Source organism: Lentihominibacter sp., from assembly GCF_046951855.1.
GTDB classification, from domain to species: Bacteria; Bacillota; Clostridia; order Peptostreptococcales; family Anaerovoracaceae; genus Lentihominibacter; species Lentihominibacter hominis.
This window is the reverse complement of sequence record NZ_JBKTXS010000035.1, coordinates 1-17,799: the sequence shown is the minus strand read 5'-3', so window position 1 is coordinate 17,799 and position 17,799 is coordinate 1. Positions and strand designations below refer to the sequence as shown.

Here is a 17,799-nt window from a genome sequence, read left to right as displayed (position 1 = left end):
ATGATGTACATCTTACATGTCCTGAATGCGGTAAGCCGATGACGAGAATACCTGAAGTAATGGACTGCTGGTTTGACAGCGGAGCGATGCCGTTTGCACAGCAGCACTATCCGTTTGAAAACCGCGAAAAATTTGACGAGGAAATGTTCCCGGCTGACTTTATCTGTGAAGGTATAGATCAGACGAGGGGATGGTTCTACTCACTGATGGCAATTTCCACATTTATCAAGGGCAAGGCTCCGTACAAGAATGTTCTGGTAAACGACCTGATTCTTGATAAAAACGGCAAGAAAATGAGTAAATCCAAGGGCAATACTGTAGACCCGTTCCAGCTCTTTGATAAGTACGGTGCAGACGCCACAAGATGGTATCTGCTTCACGTATCGCCGGCATGGTCACCTACAAAGTTTGATGAAGACGGTCTTATCGAGATCGTGAGCAAATTCTTCGGTACTTTGAAGAATGTATATAACTTCTTCGCACTTTATTCCAATCAAGATAATCTCGATCCTGCTTTACTTGAAGTGGCATATGATAAGAGACCTGAGCTGGACAGATGGATAATATCAAAATACAATAACCTGATAAAAGAAGTTACGGAAGATATGGACAGATACGACCATATGAAATCTGTGAGAAAGATACAGGAATTCGTCAACGAAGACCTTTCCAACTGGTATATCAGAAGAGCCAGAAGAAGATTCTGGGCAGAGGAACTGGATGAGGATAAGAAGTCGGTATATGCTACAACATATGAAGTCCTTGTCGGCATATCTAAAATGATAGCTCCGTTCGCACCGTTTATAGCAGATGAGATTTATATCAATCTTACGGGAGAAGAGTCAGTACATCTGGCATATTTTCCTAAGGCTGATGAATCTCTCATAGACAACAAGGTAGAGGAAAGAATGGATCTTGTGAGAACTTTGGTAGGCCTTGGAAGAGGAACGAGAGAAAAAGAAAGAATAAAGGTTAGACAGCCTCTTTCCGAAATTCTCGTAGACGGCAAGTATCAGGCTGTAATAGAGGATCTGACACCGCTCATCATGGAAGAGCTGAATGTCAAGAAAGTTATTTTTGAAAACAAGCTGGATGAGTATATGAATTATGCTCTCAAGCCTAATTTCAAAGTGGCAGGACCTGTTTTAGGCAAGAATATAAAAGCCTTTGGCGGAGCTCTTGCCAAGGCTGATGCAGCAGATGTTGTGGCAAAGCTTGAAGTTGATGGAAAGATAGTCATGGAAATCGGTGGAGAAAATGTTGAAATCACCGATGAAATGGTAGACGTAAAGATTTCCGCAAAAGACGGATTTGCAGTGGCTATGGAAAACAATGTATTTACAATACTTGACACTACTGTAACCCCTGAACTGGCAGAGGAAGGCCTTGCCAGAGAAATCGTATCCAAAATACAGCAGCTGAGAAAGCAGAATGATTATGAGATGATGGATAATATAAAGATTTATGTTGAGGCTGATGATGAAGTTAAGGCTGCGGTTGAATCGTATAAAGACTATATAATGAATGAAACTCTGGCAGTTTCCATAGAAGATAAGAATGGTCTTGATACTTTCGATATTAATGGATACAAGACAGGCCTCGGCGTGGAGAAGGTATGATGGAAAAAGTAAACCTTATGGGGCTTACTGCAAGTGAATTAAAAGATTTTATGAAGGGGGCGGGTGAAGCCCCCTTTCGTGGTAAGCAGCTTTTTAAATGGATATACAGCGGAATTAAGAATTTTGATGATATGACTGATTTTTCTCTGAAGCTGAGAGAAAAGCTGAAGAAAACGGCATATATAGGGCAGCTTGATGTACTTGAGGTGCAACACGACAAAACGGACGGGACAAGAAAATTTCTGTTCGGTCTTGAAGACGGCAATGCTGTTGAAGGAGTATTTATGAAATATAAATACGGAAACTCGTTGTGTGTATCTTCCCAGGTGGGCTGTAAAATGGGATGCAGATTCTGTGCATCAGCTCTCGGCGGATTTGTCAGGAATCTTACGGCAGGGGAAATGCTGGATCAGATATTTGCAGCAGAGAAAGAAACAGGCGAAAGTATAAATCATATAGTAGTTATGGGAATGGGGGAGCCTTTTGATAATTATGAAAACCTCGGCAGATTTCTTGAGCTCCTTCATGATCCCGATGGCAAAAATCTCAGTTATAGGAATATAACGGTGTCTACAAGCGGTATAATCCCTGCCATAGAGAGGTTTGCAGACGATTTTCCGCAGGTAAATTTGGCTATATCACTTCACAGACTGGATGATGAGGGTAGAAGTGTCATAATGCCTGTAAACAGCCGGTACCCGGTAGACGAGCTTCTTCAGGCAGCCGATGATTACGGAAAAAAGACAGGAAGGCGGGTTACCTTTGAATATGCCCTTATAAAGGGTGAAAACGACAGTTTGCATGACATTGACCTGATGAAGAGGAAGCTTAAAAATATGCTCTGTCACATAAATCTCATACCTCTCAATGAAGTGAAGGAGACGGGATTTACTGGGAGCAGCAGAAAGTATGCCGAAGAGCTTGCGGAGAAACTACGCCGAAGCGGAATTGCCGCCACAGTGCGCAGAGAAATGGGAGCGGATATAGAAGGAGCATGCGGTCAGCTGAGAAGAAAGGCTCAATAAAAATGGTTGCTCAATATATCACCATAGTGTATAATTGTATTTAAAATAAATGTGCTTATATCAATATATCGAGGAGGTAATATTATGGTGAAATTACTCATAGGACATAAGGGTAGCGGGAAGACGGGACAGATGGTACAGATTGCGAATGACAGCGTTGAGAAAAGCAATGGAAGCATAATATTCATTAATAAAAATCACAGGCTTAATTACGAACTGGCACACGACATAAGAGTCATATGCATGGAAGACTATGAGAATATAACCAATATTGATGAATACATAGGATTTATCTATGGAATAATCAGTTCCGACCATGATATTGAAACGATATTCATAGACAGCATACTTAAACATGCTGATGTTTCCCTCGGTGATCTTCCTGAGTTTATAGACAGACTCAAGGCCATATCCAAATTATTCGACCTGGATTTTGTGGTAAGTGTAAGTGCAGAAAAAGAAGAAATGATAGGTGTAAACTTTGACGGGTGTGAGATTTTAAATTAATTGGCAGCAGTTAAGCAAGAGATAAAAGGCGGTGGGTACACCGTCTTTTTTAAGGACGTGAATTTGATGAAAAAAGCATATATTTATGTGATATTGACAGCATTTTTGTTTGGAACCATGGAGGTTGCATGTAAAGCGGCGGGCAGTCAGTTTGATCCGTTTCAGCTTACATTTTTGAGATTTGCTATAGGCGGACTCATATTGCTGCCTTTTGCTGTGGCAGAACTTAAAAAAAACAGTGTGAAGCTGACAGGAAGAGATTTTATAAGACTGGCAGGAGTAGGCATATTGGGGATACCTCTCAGTATGGTATTTTTTCAGCTTGGGATAATGAATTCCAATGCAGCTACAGCTTCGGTACTTATATGCATAAATCCTCTTTTTACTATGATATTTGCTCATTTTTTTGCAGGCGAAAGACTCAATAAATATAAATTTATTGTTCTGGGAATCGGTCTGATCGGTCTTGTATTTATGATAAAACCGTGGAATGTTCAGGAGGGAAATACAGTAACAGGTATAATATATATGCTTCTTGCCGCGGTTTTCTTCGGTGCTTATACAGTAGCGGGAAAAGTAAGCGTGGAAAAAATGGGAATAATGGCACAAACAAGTATAAGTTTCATATTAGGTTCACTTGTTTTGTTTATAATAATACTTATAACGGGAAAACCTGTGACGGAAGGGATAACTGATAATGCATGGCTTGTAATGTATGTGGGGATATTCGTAACGGGAGTAGGATATTTCTGCTACTTTATGGCCATAAAGGCATCAGATGCATCTACCGGATCGCTGGCATTTTTTATAAAACCGGCAATAGCTCCGGTTATGGCAGTGATATTTTTAAAGGAAACTATACTTTGGAACACGTATGTAGGTATCGGATGTATTCTAATTGCATCATATATGAATATAAGATTTCAGAGGAAAGAGAATGAGCTTAAAGATAGCGGATATTGAAAGGATATTTAAAAATAAAGAATCGGGTAACGAAGAATTCTTTAAATTTTTTTCGATACTGGTTCCTGTTGTGGAAAAAGACGGACATTTGCATCTTCTTTATGAGAGGCGGGCGAAACATATGAAAAGGCAGCCCGGCGAGATATGTTTTCCGGGAGGAGAATTGGAAGATGGAGAAAGTACTGAGGAGTGTGCTCTGCGGGAAACATGGGAAGAAATAGGGGTGCCTCAGGATAAGATTAGGGTTATCAGTCAGCTTGATACCATATATACTTACAGTAATTTTGCTATGTACTGTTATCTCGGTGTGATGGATGTTGAAGCTCTCGATAATATGACACTTAACGAGGCTGAGGTGGAGAGTACTTTTTTGGTGAGTATAGAATGGTTGATGAACAATGAGCCTGATATCTATTGGACCGATGTAGTACCGGATCCTCCTGAGGATTTTCCATATGAAAAGGTCACGAAGGGAGCTCCTTACAGCTGGAGAAAGGGGCGGGCTCCCGTTCCCGTATATGAAGAAAAAGACGGAAATGTTATATGGGGACTCACAGCAAGGATAACCAAAAGAGTTATTGATTCAATAAAAAGCGGTGATATTCGTGAGTCGTGAGATTGGAGGCAAGTGTGTTTAAACTCGGATTGTGCCAGATGAAAGGGTCTTTCAATAAGAAAGAAAGTATGCAGAAAGCAGAGAAATTTATAAGGGAGGCTGCAGGTAACGGAGCAGAAATAATTTCTCTTCCGGAAATGTGGAACTGTCCTTATTCTAATGATTATTTCCGGAAATATGCGGAGAAGGAAAGCGGGGAGACCGTGGAATTCCTTTCGAGTATTGCCTCGGATTTGGGAATATATCTAATAGGAGGGTCTATACCGGAGATTGACGGAGAAGATGTTTTCAATACATCATTTTCATTTGACCGAAAAGGCAATATAATAGGAAAGCACCGAAAAGTTCATCTGTTTGACATAGACGTCAAAGGGGGAATAAGATTCATGGAGTCTGATACTCTTACGGCGGGACATGATATGACTATTATTGATACAGAGTTCTGCAAGGTGGGAGTGGCTATATGCTATGATGTGAGATTTCCGGAATGGTTCAGAAAAATGGCTCTGTCAGGAGCTAAGGTGATAATATTGCCGGCTGCCTTTAATCTTACAACAGGACCCTCTCACTGGGATATTACCATGAGAGCAAGGGCTCTTGACAATCAAGTGTACTTTGCAGCAAATTCCCCTGCAAGAGACGAGGCAGGACCGTATCAGGCATACGGAGGATCTTGCATCGTAGATCCATGGGGACGGTTTATATCTCATGCTGATGAGAGAGAATGTATAATATACGGAGATGTGGATATAGAAACAGTTGAGTCTGTAAGACAGCAATTGCCTTTGCTGAAACATAGAAGAGAAGAACTGTATTAGGAGGACTGAGATTATGAAAAAAGTTTTGGTATTGCTTTTATCTTTTGCCATGGTGGCTGTTATGGCAGGCTGCGGAGCTCCGGAAGAAGAGCAGCCGGAGGAGCAGATTGATTATGATATAGCTATGGTGACAGATGCCGGGATGATCATGGACGGAGGATACAGCGAGGTAGCTTGGACGGCTATCAGTAAATTTGGTTCTGAAAAGGGTGTTTCCCATAAGTATTATAAAGCATCAGAGGCTTCTGAAACTGCATATAAAGAAGTTATTGATAATGCTGTTGATAAAGGCGCAAAAGTTATAGTGGCTGATGGATATTCCTTTGAAGACGTAGTATACAATGCCCAGAAAGAGTACAAGGATGTAAAATTTATTCTTATAGATGCGGAGCCTGTAGATCAGGAATCAGGAAAAGCAAAGACCGGTGATAATACTGCAGTTGTTATCTTTGCTTCGGAACAAGCCGGATATTTGGCCGGCTACAGCGCTGTAAAAGACGGGAAGACACAGCTTGGTTTTATGGGATCAACAAAGAATCCTACTATAATGGATTACGGATATGGATTTTTACAGGGAGCAGAAGCGGCATCACAGGAGGATGGTGTTTCGGTAAATGTAAAGTATCATTATTGCACTGATGATGATGATAGGAATTCGATCCTGGATATGACATCAGAGTGGTATCAAAGTGGAACAGAGGCTGTTTTTGCGTGTGGCAGGCAGGTAGAACAGCCCGTGATAGAAGCGGCGGAGCTCAATGACAAAAAGATAATAGCTGCAGAGACTGATAAATCTCAGATGTCGGATACTGTTATGACTTCTGCAGTCAAAGATATATCAGGAGTTTTGGAAGAATTGCTGAAGCAGTATAAAAGCGATGAATTCCCGGGAGGTTCAGCAGAGTATTATAATGCTGAAAACAATGGTATATGGCTGGATATGGAAAATAGCCGTTTCAGCAGCTTTTCCAAAAGCCAGTATGACAGCATTTTTGATAAAATCAAAGATGGAAGTATTGTCGTGAAAAAATATAACAGCGGAGATCTCTCATCACTGGGATTGTCAAATGTGTCTGTTTCTGAAATTTGATCTTAATATAGAGGTTGGTGAGCAGTATATTCTGCTCACTGTTATTTTTTGTTATATATTGCCTGAATAAAAAAGACTCTGTAAAAACAGAGTCTTTTTGTATGAGTTTATTTTTTAGTGGCATGAGAGGAATGTCTGTGCTTCATACTTATGTATTCTCTCGGTTCCTGAACTGATTTATATGCAGGACGCATGAGTTTTCTTCCGGCCACAATTTCCTCTATTCTATGTGCGCACCAGCCTGAAAGTCTTGCTGTAGCAAATAGTGGAGTCGCTATGGTTATAGGAATATCCAGTGCGTCATATACAAAGCCTGAATAAAGATCAACATTGGCAGGCATAGGTTTTTCTGTTCCGGTAACTTCTGCATACAGCTGCGGAGTGCGTCTTTCTATATAATCGCACAGCAGAAAATCATCTACGAGATTTTTGTTTTCGGCCAGCTTCTTTGACATGGATTTGAGAAGCTTAGCTCTTGGATCTGACAAAGTATATATGGCGTGCCCCATACCATATATAAGACCACTTTTATCATAGGCCTCTTTTTTAAGGAGTTTTACAAGATAATCATCAAGTTTACCTCTGTTGTTAAAATCAGGAACATGAGCTTTTATATCAGCTATCATATTTATTACGGCAATATTTGCTCCTCCGTGCCGTGGGCCTTTCAATGATCCTATTGCTGCAGATATAGCAGAATATGTATCGGTTCCTGTGGAGGATATTAGGTGAGTTGTGAAAGATGAGTTGTTTCCTCCGCCGTGTTCAGCATGGAGAATCATGGACAGATCCAGTAATTTTGCCTCGATATCCATATATTCTCCCATAGGTCTTATCATCCTAAGTATGTTTTCCGATGTGGAAAGTTCAGGGATCGGATTGTGCAAGTGGAGACTCATGTTATCATAAAATGAAGATTTTGCCTGATAGGCGTAGGCTATGAGAGCAGGGAAATAACCTATTAAATTTATAGATTGGCGAAGCACATTGGATATAGACGTGTCATCAGGATTGTCATCGTAACAGTACAGAGCCAATACGCTTCTTGCCAGTTTATTCATAATATTGTTTGAAGGAGTCGTTAGGATCATATCTCTGGCGAAACCGTTAGGGAGTTCTCTCTTTGCTCCGAGCATTTTTTTGAATGCTTCCAGTTCTGATTTGCTCGGAAGAGTTCCGAATATAAGCAAGAAAGTAACTTCCTCGAAACCAAATCGATTTTCATCGATACAATTTTGCACGATATCTTCTATACTATATCCCCTGTAAAAAAGTTTCCCTTCAATAGGAACCTTGTTGCCGGCAGAGTCCATATCGTAACCGCGCACATCACCTATTTTAGTCAGTCCTACAACGACTCCGGTGCCGTTTGCATTTCTTAAACCTCGTTTTACATTGTTTTTTATATAGAGATCTGTCTCGATCTGATCGTTCTTTTCAATGCTTTCGGCACTGCTGTCAAGAAAATCCTGTACAATTGTGGATTTTACTGTATTTTTTATTTCTTCCCTTACCGCACTTTTTACGGTCTTTTTTATGTCATGCTTTTTGCTTTTTTTCTTGTTAAACATTCAAGACCTCCTCCTGTTAACTTAATCACAAGAAATAGTATAACACATCAGTAGAGTAAAGTAAAACATATTAATTTGTGTATGGTAATTAATCTATGCTAACCGCAAATTAGTACGAAAAAATGAACCGCTATGATTTTAAAAAGGATTTATTGTTCCCATGAACAGTAGTATTATTGATAATACAGCAAGGCATACGAGAAGAATTGCTATATTTCTTTCATATGGCCTGAAGCTGCTGAGATTTTTTTCTTTGCGTCCTTTTATATATACGAGTATACCAGGAGCGTATAATATACTTGTAACCAGAAATTGGACTATTCCGGCTGATATTATCATCCATACTCCGTATATACTTCCAATAATGGCAAAGATGCGTTCTCTTGCAAGTTCTCCTGATGAGATGTCTCCAAGATTTTTTCTTCTGCTCGTGAGTTTTGCATAATACAGAGCGCTTAGCAGATACGGGAGCATTATCATTGAGGAACCTATAGTATAGAAGGCAAGATAAGAAGATTCGTTGAAAAGGACTATAAGAAGAAATGCCTGAACAAGTATATTTGTAATGAGGAGAGCTACTGACGGTGAATCGTTCTTATTGCTTTTTGCAAAGGAATTGGTGAAAACTCCTTGTTTGGCGGCCTCATATGGGCATTCGGCAGCTATTATTGTCCAGCCAAGCAGGGCTCCGGCAATAGATATTATAACGCCGATATTTACAAGGGTGGCTCCCCATGGTCCTACTGCTATTTCCAGTATCTGAGCCATCTGTGGATTGTCAAGTGAAGCGAGCTCTTCTGTAGTCAGTACTCCCATGCTGAGAACAGCTACTATCACATAGAGAGCCAACAGTCCCAGAAAACCTGTTAAAGATGCTTTGCCCACATCGCTTGATTTTCTTGCTCTTGCTGAAAGTACTACAGCCCCTTCAACACCTATGAATGCCCATACAGTGGAAGATGTGGTAGCCATTATCTGAGAACCTAAAGAAAGCGTTCCGTTTCCCCAGAAATTATCTGTGAATATCTCAAAGTCAAATTTAGCTGTGAGAGGTATAGCTACAATAAATACGAAGAGAGGAATGAGTTTGCATATAGTGGCTATGATTGTTATTAGAGTAGCCTGTCTCACACCTTTGAGTACAAGGGCCACAAGCAGCCATACGAAAATAGATCCACAGATAACTGAAATGGAATTATTGCCGTCTTCAAATATAGGAAAGAAATATCCCAGAGATCCGAACAGAAGCGTTATATAAGAAACATTGCATATAAGTGCGCTCATCCAGTATCCCCATGCGGAATTAAAGCCTACAAATTCACCGAACCCTTCTTTGGCATAACTGTATATACCGTTAGTCAGTTCCGGCTTTACTTTGTTAAGTCCGAAAAAAGACATCATCAGTGCATACATACCTATTCCGCATATGCCCCAGCCTATAAGAACACTGCCTGTGTGAGCTCCGTTAGATGCCATATCTCCGGCAATAGTGAATATTCCGGCTCCGATAGTCGAACCGATGATCATAGCGGTAAGGCCGCCGAAACCAAGTTGATTTGTTTTAGTTTTATTGCGTTCCATAAAAAACTCCTTAATTGATAAGTATATCAGTTAGATGCTGATATACACCGTATAATAAGGAGTATTTCCCAAATCATTAAAAAAATTTATTAAATAATTTTAAATGTGTTTTTGGAATAATCTATGATACCCTCTTTTTTCATGTTATTGAGTTCTCTTGTAAGAGCACTTCTGTCCACATTGAGATAGTTGGCAAGTTCCAGTCTTCCCAGAGGGATAGTAAACTTATTTTTTCCGTTATTTTGCTGTATCTGCAGGGAAAGATATGTGAGTATTTTTTTTCTCAGTGTTTTTTGGGATATAATAGCGAGTTTCTCCATCAGTTGTTTGTTCTTATCAGCTATCAGAGATACCATATTTTCTATTACCCGGTGGTGGAACACACAGGACAGAGTACAAGTGTGCATTATGCGATGAAAAGGTACGGAAAGAACTTCAGTGTTTCGCGCGGCATAAAATGATACGGAAGAAACAGGATTATTTGAACCTGCAAATGTTTCTCCGAAAAGCTGATTTTCTTTCGAGACTGATAAAATAGTTTCATTTCCCCATATATCCTGCTTAAGAGTGTGTACGGTTCCCGAAAGTACTATATGTATCCATTTTACCTCATCTGATTCGAGGAGAATAAACTGGCCCTTTGAAAAATTTTTTATCTGACAGCCGATACATGATATGATACCTTCCAGATCTGTTTCTTTGATTCCTGCAAATAGATCAAGTTTTTTAATTGCTTTTATATTATAATTCATATACTCACCTCAGAAAAATTATACAATGGTAAGAATTATGTTGCAATGGCAACATTAGTTGATATGAAATAATGATATAATCGAAAAACCAAAGGAGGGAATCTTTATGAACAGAGAAATGTATAAAAAGGAAAGACAGTTAAGTGAAACTGCAGTTAAAGAAGTATTTGCTAAAGGGAATCACGGGACGTTGGCTGTAAACGGAGATGACGGATATCCCTATGCTGTGCCTGTGAATTATGTTTACGATAATGATAAGATTTATATCCATTCCGCTAAATATGGATATAAGATTGATGCAATAAAAAAGAATAACAAAGTTTGTTTTTCGGCAATATTGAATTCAAGAGTACAGCAGGATAAGTTCACTGCTGCATATCAGAGTGTGGTTGCTTTTGGAAAGATTTCATTTGTGGAAGATGAAAGTGAGAGAAGAAGAATACTGGAACAGTTTATTTATAAGCTTTCTCCTGATTTCATAGAAGGCGGAATGAAGTTTGTAGATGCTGCTATTGGAAAAACAGCACTTTTGTGTATAGATGTTGAGGATATCAAAGGCAAGGAAAATATGGCCGAGTCTTTTGATGTGAAATAACAGTAGTAAAATTAAGCGGATCCCTGTGTCCTAAGTGATATAGGGATCTGCTTTTTATGTGCAGAAAATATAATTATGAGTATTGAAAGATCAGAATAAATTTTGAAAGTAAAGCTCCTTTGTAACTGGGTTTGTGAAATGGACATTGATGTCGAATTTTGTCGAATAAAAAGACTTTTTATATAAATTAATATGTAGTATAATCCTTTTATAGAAAAAAATGTAAAAAATAGCATTAAATTCAAAAAGGGGGAGTTATAATGCAGAGATTGAAAAAAAGGGGGAGGCTTATAGCCATAATATTGATTTTACTTGTTTTGGCAGGGACAGCAGCATCAATAGCATCGGAAGCGGCTGAATATACAGTGACTAACAGAGGCTCAGCGTCCGATGGAATGACGACAGTGGGGAGATTCTCTATAGATGGAAAGCCGGTGTTTTGCTGTGATCATATAAAGGTCACACCTCCTACAGGAACTAAAGTTATCATGTCTGAAGGAAATAATGTTGATATAGCAAAGACGCTGTATTATGGATATGGAGGACCCGGTCAATGGTCCGGATTTTCGGATACGGAGTCGGCTATAGTAGCAACTTCCCTTGTATTAGATCATTATTTCAATAATGGGACAGGGAACGGCAATCCTAATTATGCTGCTTTCAAAAAATTTCTTGACTCAAAAGATACTACACAGTCAGGGACATCCTATATATTGTATACATCTTCTAAGTCATCACATCAAAGATTAGTAGCAGTTAATCCTGCCGTAAAAGTTTCTGTGACTGTAACTAAGGAAAGTGCTGATAAAACATTCACAGAAGGAAATGCATGCTACTCTCTTAAGGGTGCGGAATATGGCATATATAGTGGAAATACTCTGCTTGAAACAATGATTACTGATGAAAAGGGAAGAGCTTCGTCAAATATAACGGTCAGTCCTGAAGCCGCAAAAGATATAATTGTAAAAGAAATAAAATCATCTGACGGGTATGTAAGAGATGAAGCCATATATGTTAAAGATGGGTCATCAGGTAAGATAAATATCATATCAAAAGAGCCGCCTGTGAGGAATCCGGCAGAAATTGCTCTATATAAATATGACAGCGAAACGGGAAAAAAAGATGCAATTGACGGGGGTAAATCCTATTCCCCACAAAAAGGGGCTTCTCTGGAAGGTGCTGTATTCAAGGTCGATTTTTACGGAATGAAGAAATCAGATATACCTTCTGATAAGGATTTCAGTAAATTTAAGGCTCTGAGAACATGGTATTTCAGAACGGATGAGGAAGGTAAGGTTAAATGGGAAAGCTCATATCTGGCGAAAGGCTATGAGCAGTCGGAATTATATCGTAATCCTTCTGATAAAAAGGCTCCGGCGCTTCCTCTCGGAGTTATAGCAGTCAGGGAAATAAAAGCACCTAAAGGGTATCTTCTGAATGAAGAAGTGAATGTGTCTTTTATTACTGCTGAGGGAGAATCAGCAGAAGTTGACGTGTATCAGGCTCCGGAAGTTCCTAATAATATAAAACGAGGAGATCTTAAATTTAATAAAATTGCTGAAGGCTCAAATAAAAGAATGTCAGGAATTCCTTTCAGCATTACAGCATTGCAAGATGACGGAAAAAATGTTGAAAGCGGTGAACAACATATAATTGTTACAGATGAGAACGGATATGCCTCTACCGAGGATTCTTTCAATCCGCATTCGGAAAAGATGAATATCAATGATAAAGCATGGGACGGAAAGAGTTTTGATGATTCAAAGATTGATTTTTCAGCCGGCATTTGGTTTGGTGAGCAAGATGCGCTGAAATCTGATAGAGGTGCTCTTCCATACGGCCGTTACAGGATAGATGAGCTTCCATGCAGGAATAACGAGGGATATAAGCTACTTGAAGGTATAGAGATAGAAGTCAGTAGGGACAGTCATACCATAGAGATGGGAACCTTGACAAACAGAAATATATCCATCAAGACTAATGTATGGGATAGTGAAGCCAATGAGGAAAGGATTACTTTTGCCAGAGATTCTGTGACACTTACTGACAGAGTTTCTTATAAAGGGTTGGAAAAAGGTGAAGAATATACTTTAAAAGGGATTTTAATGGATAAAAAGACAGGAAATCCGTTTCTTGAAAAGAGTGGCAGGGAAGTTACCTGTGAAAAAACTTTCATAGCAAAAAATACAGATGGCAAAATTGATATGCAGTTTAAATTTGACGCCTCTTCTCTCAAGGGAAAACAGATAGTCGTATTTGAAACGATGATGAAAGGAGATGTGATTGTTGCTAAACATGAAGATATAGATGATTTGGATCAAACCATGGAATTCTTGAACCCGGAAATAAGAACAAAGGCAAAAATAGCCGGGGATGAAGATGAGTACTCAGCTGATGGTAAAAATATAACAATAATTGACAGTGTACATTACAGTGGGCTTCTAAAAGGCCATACATATGAGATAAAAGGTGTTCTGATGGACAAGGCTACAGGAAAACCCGTACTGATTGGAAGCAGAGAAGTGACTGCCAAAAAGAAATTTGAAGCTGAAAAAAGTGAGGGAGAAGTTGAAATTGAGCTTAGTTTTAACACATCTTCTTATAAAGGAAAGGATATAGTTGTATTTGAGGAGCTCATATGGGCAGGAAGTGTCATAGCGGATCATAAGGACATAAATGATGAAAATCAGACAGTATCCATAGAAACAGAGTCTGGTAATGTGACAGAGACCGGAGATATAGTTTCTTCTGCTGCTTTTATCTCGCTGATAATAATGACCGCGGTTTGTATTATATCCGTTTTGACTATATTGAGTCGTAAGAGGGAGATAAAGAAATAAATCTGCAAATCATATGAAAATCCCGATGCTGATTCTACATTACTAAGAGCATCGGGATTTTACTTTATTATATTATTCTTCGTCTTCTCCGAGTGAGAGTTTTGCAGGGACTTTAACTTCTTTTTCATAACAGGAGAAGCAGTTTGATACCAGTTTCGCATCAAGTTTTGGAGATATAAGGCTTACTGCAGGAACTATAATTATACCTGCCAGCATAGCAAAAGCCCCTGCATTGATAGGAGACTGTATGATCTGAGGGAAAGTTTCTCTGAACAACATGTTGAGAATCATTATTCCGGTTCCGAATATATAACTGCACCAACATGCCAGCCTTGTGGTCTTTTTCCAGTATAATCCGTAAAGAAGCGGTGCAAGGAAGGAGCCTGCCAGTGCTCCCCACGAAACACCCATAAGCTGTGCTATGAATGTTATATTGCTCTTATATTGTATCACGGCTATGATGACTGAAATTGCTATAAACAGCACAATCAGAAGACGTATTATCAATACCTGGGTTTTATCGGACATATTCTTGATAAAATTATCTTTCAGAAAATCCAGTGTAAGAGTAGAACTTGATGCTATTACCAGCGAAGAGAGTGTCGACATTGAAGCTGACAGCACCAGCAGTACCACCAGACCGATAAGTATATCAGGCAGATTGGAGAGCATCGTAGGTATTATAGCGTCAAAACCATCAGTTTCGATATTTATTTGATCTGAAAAGAGTCTTCCGAATCCTCCGAGAAAGTAGCAGCCTCCGGAGACAATAATGGCAAATAATGTAGATATTATAGTTCCTTTATGTATTGATTTTTCGCTTTCTATTGCGTAAAATTTTTGAACCATCTGAGGCAATCCCCATGTACCTAAGGAAGTCAAAATCACTACGCTTAGAAGTCCTATGGGATCAGGTCCGAAAAAGGAATTGAATACCCCGGGTGTGGAGGAGACGGAAGGATCCTGTATATGGGCAAGTCCGTTTATGGCTTCCGTAAATCCTCCCTTGCTCATAAGAACGGCAGCTATTACAGCTATAATACCGAAAAGCATGATTATTCCCTGTATGAAATCATTGATAGCCGTTGCCATGTAGCCGCCTGCAATAACGTATATACCTGTAAGTACGGCCATTATGATGATACATATAGTGTAGTCTATATTGAAGGCCATGCCGAATAATCTTGATAATCCATTGTACAAAGAAGCTGTATACGGAATAAGAAATATGAATATTATTATGGATGCGCCAATTTTCAGAGGTTTGCTGTTGAATCGCGTGCCGAAAAATTCGGGCATTGTAGAAGAATCCAAATGATGTGTCATGATTCTGGTTCGTCTTCCGAGTATTACCCATGCCAAAAGGGAACCTATCAGGGCGTTGCCTATTCCTATCCATGTGGAGGCGATACCGAATTTCCATCCGAATTGTCCCGCATAGCCTATGAAAATAACTGCCGAAAAATATGATGTACCGTAAGCAAAAGCTGTGAGCCAAGGTCCTACTGAGCGTCCTCCTAAGACGAAGCCGTTTACATCTGTGGCGTGTTTTCTGCAGTAAATACCGATTGCTATCATCACAGCGAAAAAAATAAAAAGCAGTAAGAGTTTTGTTAACATAGTTGTTTCGTCCTTTCTTTCTTTTTTTTGAAGGAACAGTCCATAAAAAAACTGCCCTCCGAACTATGTTCAGAGGGCAGATCATACCGCGTTACCACCTCTGTTCACTGCAGTTTCACAACTGCAGCCTCACTGAGTTCTTACTAAACTCGCTCACTGTTACGGGTGAACCCGTTCCGTCCTAATTAGTGCAGAATCTGCCGGAAATTTTTCTAACAGATCTTTCCTGTTCAGAGGACTGCTCGCAGAATGTATTCGGTCTGTTTCACCCAGCGCCTCTCACCAAACGGCAACTCTCTGTTGGGCTCTTAAAGACTTACTGATTTCCGGTCTTCGCATTTGTCGATTATTATGTCATGAATTTTAATACATGTCAAGAGAATTTGAATTGTATTAAGAGGAATTATTGTGTATGCAGTATTTATTTTTTATGAATGTTCCGGCAGCCTATAGCATAGTATTGCAGTATGGGATTTTTGAAAAAATCTAAATATTTTAAAAATACATAAAAAACATAATATTCTGCTTGAAACTTGTTAAAAAAAGGGTTAATACTAGTTATCGTTATCATCTATTAATAATTTTGAAAAGGAGGAATATATGACTGAAAGTATGAAGAACGAAGCTAAGAATTTCAAACCATTGCGTTCTATGCTTATTGTAGTTGCAGTTATCATAGCAACATATTTACTGACGTTTCTCATGCCTGAAAATGTAGAGGATCTGGGGGCGTGGTCATTACTCCCGGCATTTTTCTTGATAGTTTATATTTTTGCTACCAAGAGAATACTGGAATCTCTGATTTTATCCTGTGTAATGTCTCTCATAATGTTGCTGCATACCGTGAATGTGGTAGGAGAGTTCAGTACGACGCTTACAGAGGTAATGATGGATGCTGACATGGTATGGCTCATCATAGTATGCGGCCTTATGGGAAGCATTATCGCTCTGATTGAAAAGTCAGGAGGGGCTTTTGCTTTTGGTGAGTGGGCCGCTAAAAAAGCTAAAGGGCCTAAATCAGCTCTCATGTGGACTTGGATACTGGGTGTTGTTGTATTCATTGATGATTATCTCAACTCTCTGACGGTAGGTTCTTGCATGACAAGTCTTACAGACAGGCATAAGATTCCAAGAGAAATGCTTGCATACACTGTAAGCTCTACGGCAGCTCCGTTATGTGTGTTGATCCCTATTTCCACATGGGCGCTGTTTGCCGGAAGACTTCTTGAAGTGAACGGATGGGCTCCTGAAGGGGAAGGACTTCTTTACTTTATAAAAACCATACCGTATAACTTTTATGGATGGGCGGCAGCAATACTGGTCCCTGTAATCGTATTCGGAATAATTCCTGTATTCGGACCGATGAAGAAGGCTTATAAGAGAGTTGAAGAAGGAGGTCCTTTAGCGCCTCCGGGATCGGAGAAAATAGATATTCATGCAGGAGACGATTTGGTTATTCCTGATAATGCAAGAGTTATCAACCTGCTTCTTCCTATCGTTTCACTGGTAGGATGTACTATTTATTTCGATATAGATATGCAGATGGGGGTTATCTGTACGCTGGCGATAATGTTTGTATTTTATCTGGCTCAGGGAATCATGGATGCGGAAGAATTCGCAGATTACTGTGTAAAAGGTCTGCAGAATATGATCATGCCTCTTATGCTGATGGTTCTTGCATGGCTGTTTGCAGCAGTAAATGAAGAAATCGGATTCACTAATTTTGTAATTGAGTCTGTATCAGCGCATGTGAATCCTGCTATTTTGCCTGTTGCTATATTCCTGGCGTTAGGCGTAACAGAATTCATTACGGGTACTAACTGGGGGATGTACATAATAGCACTGCCTATAGTTATTCCTCTTGCTCAGCAGATGGGCACAAGTATGGAACTTACTGTTGCGGCTGTTCTTTCGGCAGGTGTTCTCGGAAGCCATTGCTGTTTCTATTCAGATGCTACGATTATCACATCGGCAGCCTGCGGTTGTGATAATTTCAGGCACGCTTTTACACAGATGCCTTTCGGCCTGCTGGCCGGAGCGTTTGCTGCTGTCGGATTCCTTATTTGTGGATTCATAATGTAGCAAAGTCATATTGAAAAATTTCATTACATAATGCCATAATAAAAACCGTGTCCGACATTTTTGTCGGACACGGTTTTTTGTATAAAAAGTGAGAGAAAAATATTGCAATATATATAAGGG

At 39.5% G+C, this 17,799-nt stretch carries 14 protein-coding genes and 1 other annotated feature; of the genes, 10 read left to right on the top strand and 4 right to left on the bottom strand.

Translation table 11 applies throughout. The features are described 5' to 3' along the window. The 7 genes from ACLR96_RS08765 to ACLR96_RS08735 all read left to right on the top strand — a co-directional run. The coding region (locus tag ACLR96_RS08765) for a DUF5915 domain-containing protein (protein ID WP_412265646.1) at nucleotides 1-1,619 on the top strand (1,619 nt) is incomplete at its 5' end. Next, nucleotides 1,616-2,644, top strand: coding sequence for a 23S rRNA (adenine(2503)-C(2))-methyltransferase RlmN (gene rlmN, locus ACLR96_RS08760; protein ID WP_177268273.1), 1,029 nt, complete (start codon nucleotides 1,616-1,618; stop codon nucleotides 2,642-2,644). The genes ACLR96_RS08765 and rlmN, both read left to right, overlap by 4 nt. An 84-nt stretch (nucleotides 2,645-2,728) precedes the next feature. Continuing rightward, on the top strand, nucleotides 2,729-3,151 hold the full coding sequence (locus ACLR96_RS08755) for a hypothetical protein (protein ID WP_177268271.1): 423 nt from the start codon (nucleotides 2,729-2,731) through the stop codon (nucleotides 3,149-3,151). 66 nt (nucleotides 3,152-3,217) lie between these two features. Then, complete coding sequence (locus ACLR96_RS08750) at nucleotides 3,218-4,114, top strand: EamA family transporter (protein WP_177268269.1); 897 nt, start codon at nucleotides 3,218-3,220, stop codon at nucleotides 4,112-4,114. Beyond that, entirely contained in the window at nucleotides 4,089-4,730 is a 642-nt protein-coding gene (locus ACLR96_RS08745) for an NUDIX domain-containing protein (protein WP_177268267.1), read from the top strand. Before ACLR96_RS08750 ends, ACLR96_RS08745 begins: the two co-directional genes overlap by 26 nt. A gap of 14 nt (nucleotides 4,731-4,744) precedes the next feature. Then, nucleotides 4,745-5,548 (top strand): carbon-nitrogen hydrolase family protein, encoded by an 804-nt coding sequence (locus ACLR96_RS08740; protein ID WP_412265643.1) that lies wholly within the window; start codon nucleotides 4,745-4,747, stop codon nucleotides 5,546-5,548. Between the two features lie 13 nt (nucleotides 5,549-5,561). Then, complete coding sequence (locus ACLR96_RS08735; protein WP_177268265.1) at nucleotides 5,562-6,638, top strand: BMP family ABC transporter substrate-binding protein; 1,077 nt, start codon at nucleotides 5,562-5,564, stop codon at nucleotides 6,636-6,638. Between the two features lie 107 nt (nucleotides 6,639-6,745). Here the strand turns inward: ACLR96_RS08735 and ACLR96_RS08730 are convergent, their stop codons facing one another. The 3 genes from ACLR96_RS08730 to ACLR96_RS08720 all read right to left on the bottom strand — a co-directional run bounded on the left by ACLR96_RS08730 (nucleotide 6,746) and on the right by ACLR96_RS08720 (nucleotide 10,542). Then, complete coding sequence (locus tag ACLR96_RS08730; protein WP_177268263.1) at nucleotides 6,746-8,209, bottom strand: citrate/2-methylcitrate synthase; 1,464 nt, start codon at nucleotides 8,207-8,209, stop codon at nucleotides 6,746-6,748. Nucleotides 8,210-8,347: 138 nt separating this feature from the next. Next, on the bottom strand, nucleotides 8,348-9,790 hold the full coding sequence (locus tag ACLR96_RS08725) for a basic amino acid/polyamine antiporter (protein WP_177268262.1): 1,443 nt from the start codon (nucleotides 9,788-9,790) through the stop codon (nucleotides 8,348-8,350). Between the two features lie 89 nt (nucleotides 9,791-9,879). Then, a complete protein-coding gene (locus ACLR96_RS08720) occupies nucleotides 9,880-10,542 on the bottom strand; it encodes a Crp/Fnr family transcriptional regulator (protein ID WP_177268260.1) in 663 nt (220 codons plus the stop codon). 106 nt (nucleotides 10,543-10,648) lie between these two features. Here ACLR96_RS08720 and ACLR96_RS08715 point away from each other — a divergent pair, with 106 nt between their 5' ends. Together ACLR96_RS08715 and ACLR96_RS08710 are read left to right on the top strand one after the other, a co-directional pair. Then, the gene (locus ACLR96_RS08715) at nucleotides 10,649-11,137 is read left to right on the top strand and encodes a pyridoxamine 5'-phosphate oxidase family protein (protein WP_177268258.1); all 489 of its coding nucleotides are present in this window, start codon (nucleotides 10,649-10,651) and stop codon (nucleotides 11,135-11,137) included. A 260-nt stretch (nucleotides 11,138-11,397) separates the two neighbouring features. After that, nucleotides 11,398-13,977 carry a VaFE repeat-containing surface-anchored protein gene (locus ACLR96_RS08710; protein WP_177268256.1) on the top strand — a complete coding sequence of 860 codons (2,580 nt, stop codon included), beginning with the start codon at nucleotides 11,398-11,400 and terminating at the stop codon, nucleotides 13,975-13,977. A 72-nt stretch (nucleotides 13,978-14,049) separates the two neighbouring features. Here ACLR96_RS08710 and ACLR96_RS08705 read toward each other — a convergent pair whose 3' ends face one another. After that, nucleotides 14,050-15,597 carry a sodium:solute symporter family transporter gene (locus tag ACLR96_RS08705; RefSeq protein ID WP_177268254.1) on the bottom strand — a complete coding sequence of 516 codons (1,548 nt, stop codon included), beginning with the start codon at nucleotides 15,595-15,597 and terminating at the stop codon, nucleotides 14,050-14,052. Between the two features lie 69 nt (nucleotides 15,598-15,666). Continuing rightward, nucleotides 15,667-15,940, bottom strand: a binding site (T-box leader). A gap of 257 nt (nucleotides 15,941-16,197) precedes the next feature. Between ACLR96_RS08705 and ACLR96_RS08700 the strand changes: the two genes are divergently transcribed. After that, nucleotides 16,198-17,679 carry a Na+/H+ antiporter NhaC family protein gene (locus ACLR96_RS08700; protein ID WP_177268252.1) on the top strand — a complete coding sequence of 494 codons (1,482 nt, stop codon included), beginning with the start codon at nucleotides 16,198-16,200 and terminating at the stop codon, nucleotides 17,677-17,679. Nucleotides 17,680-17,799: the final 120 nt, after the last annotated feature.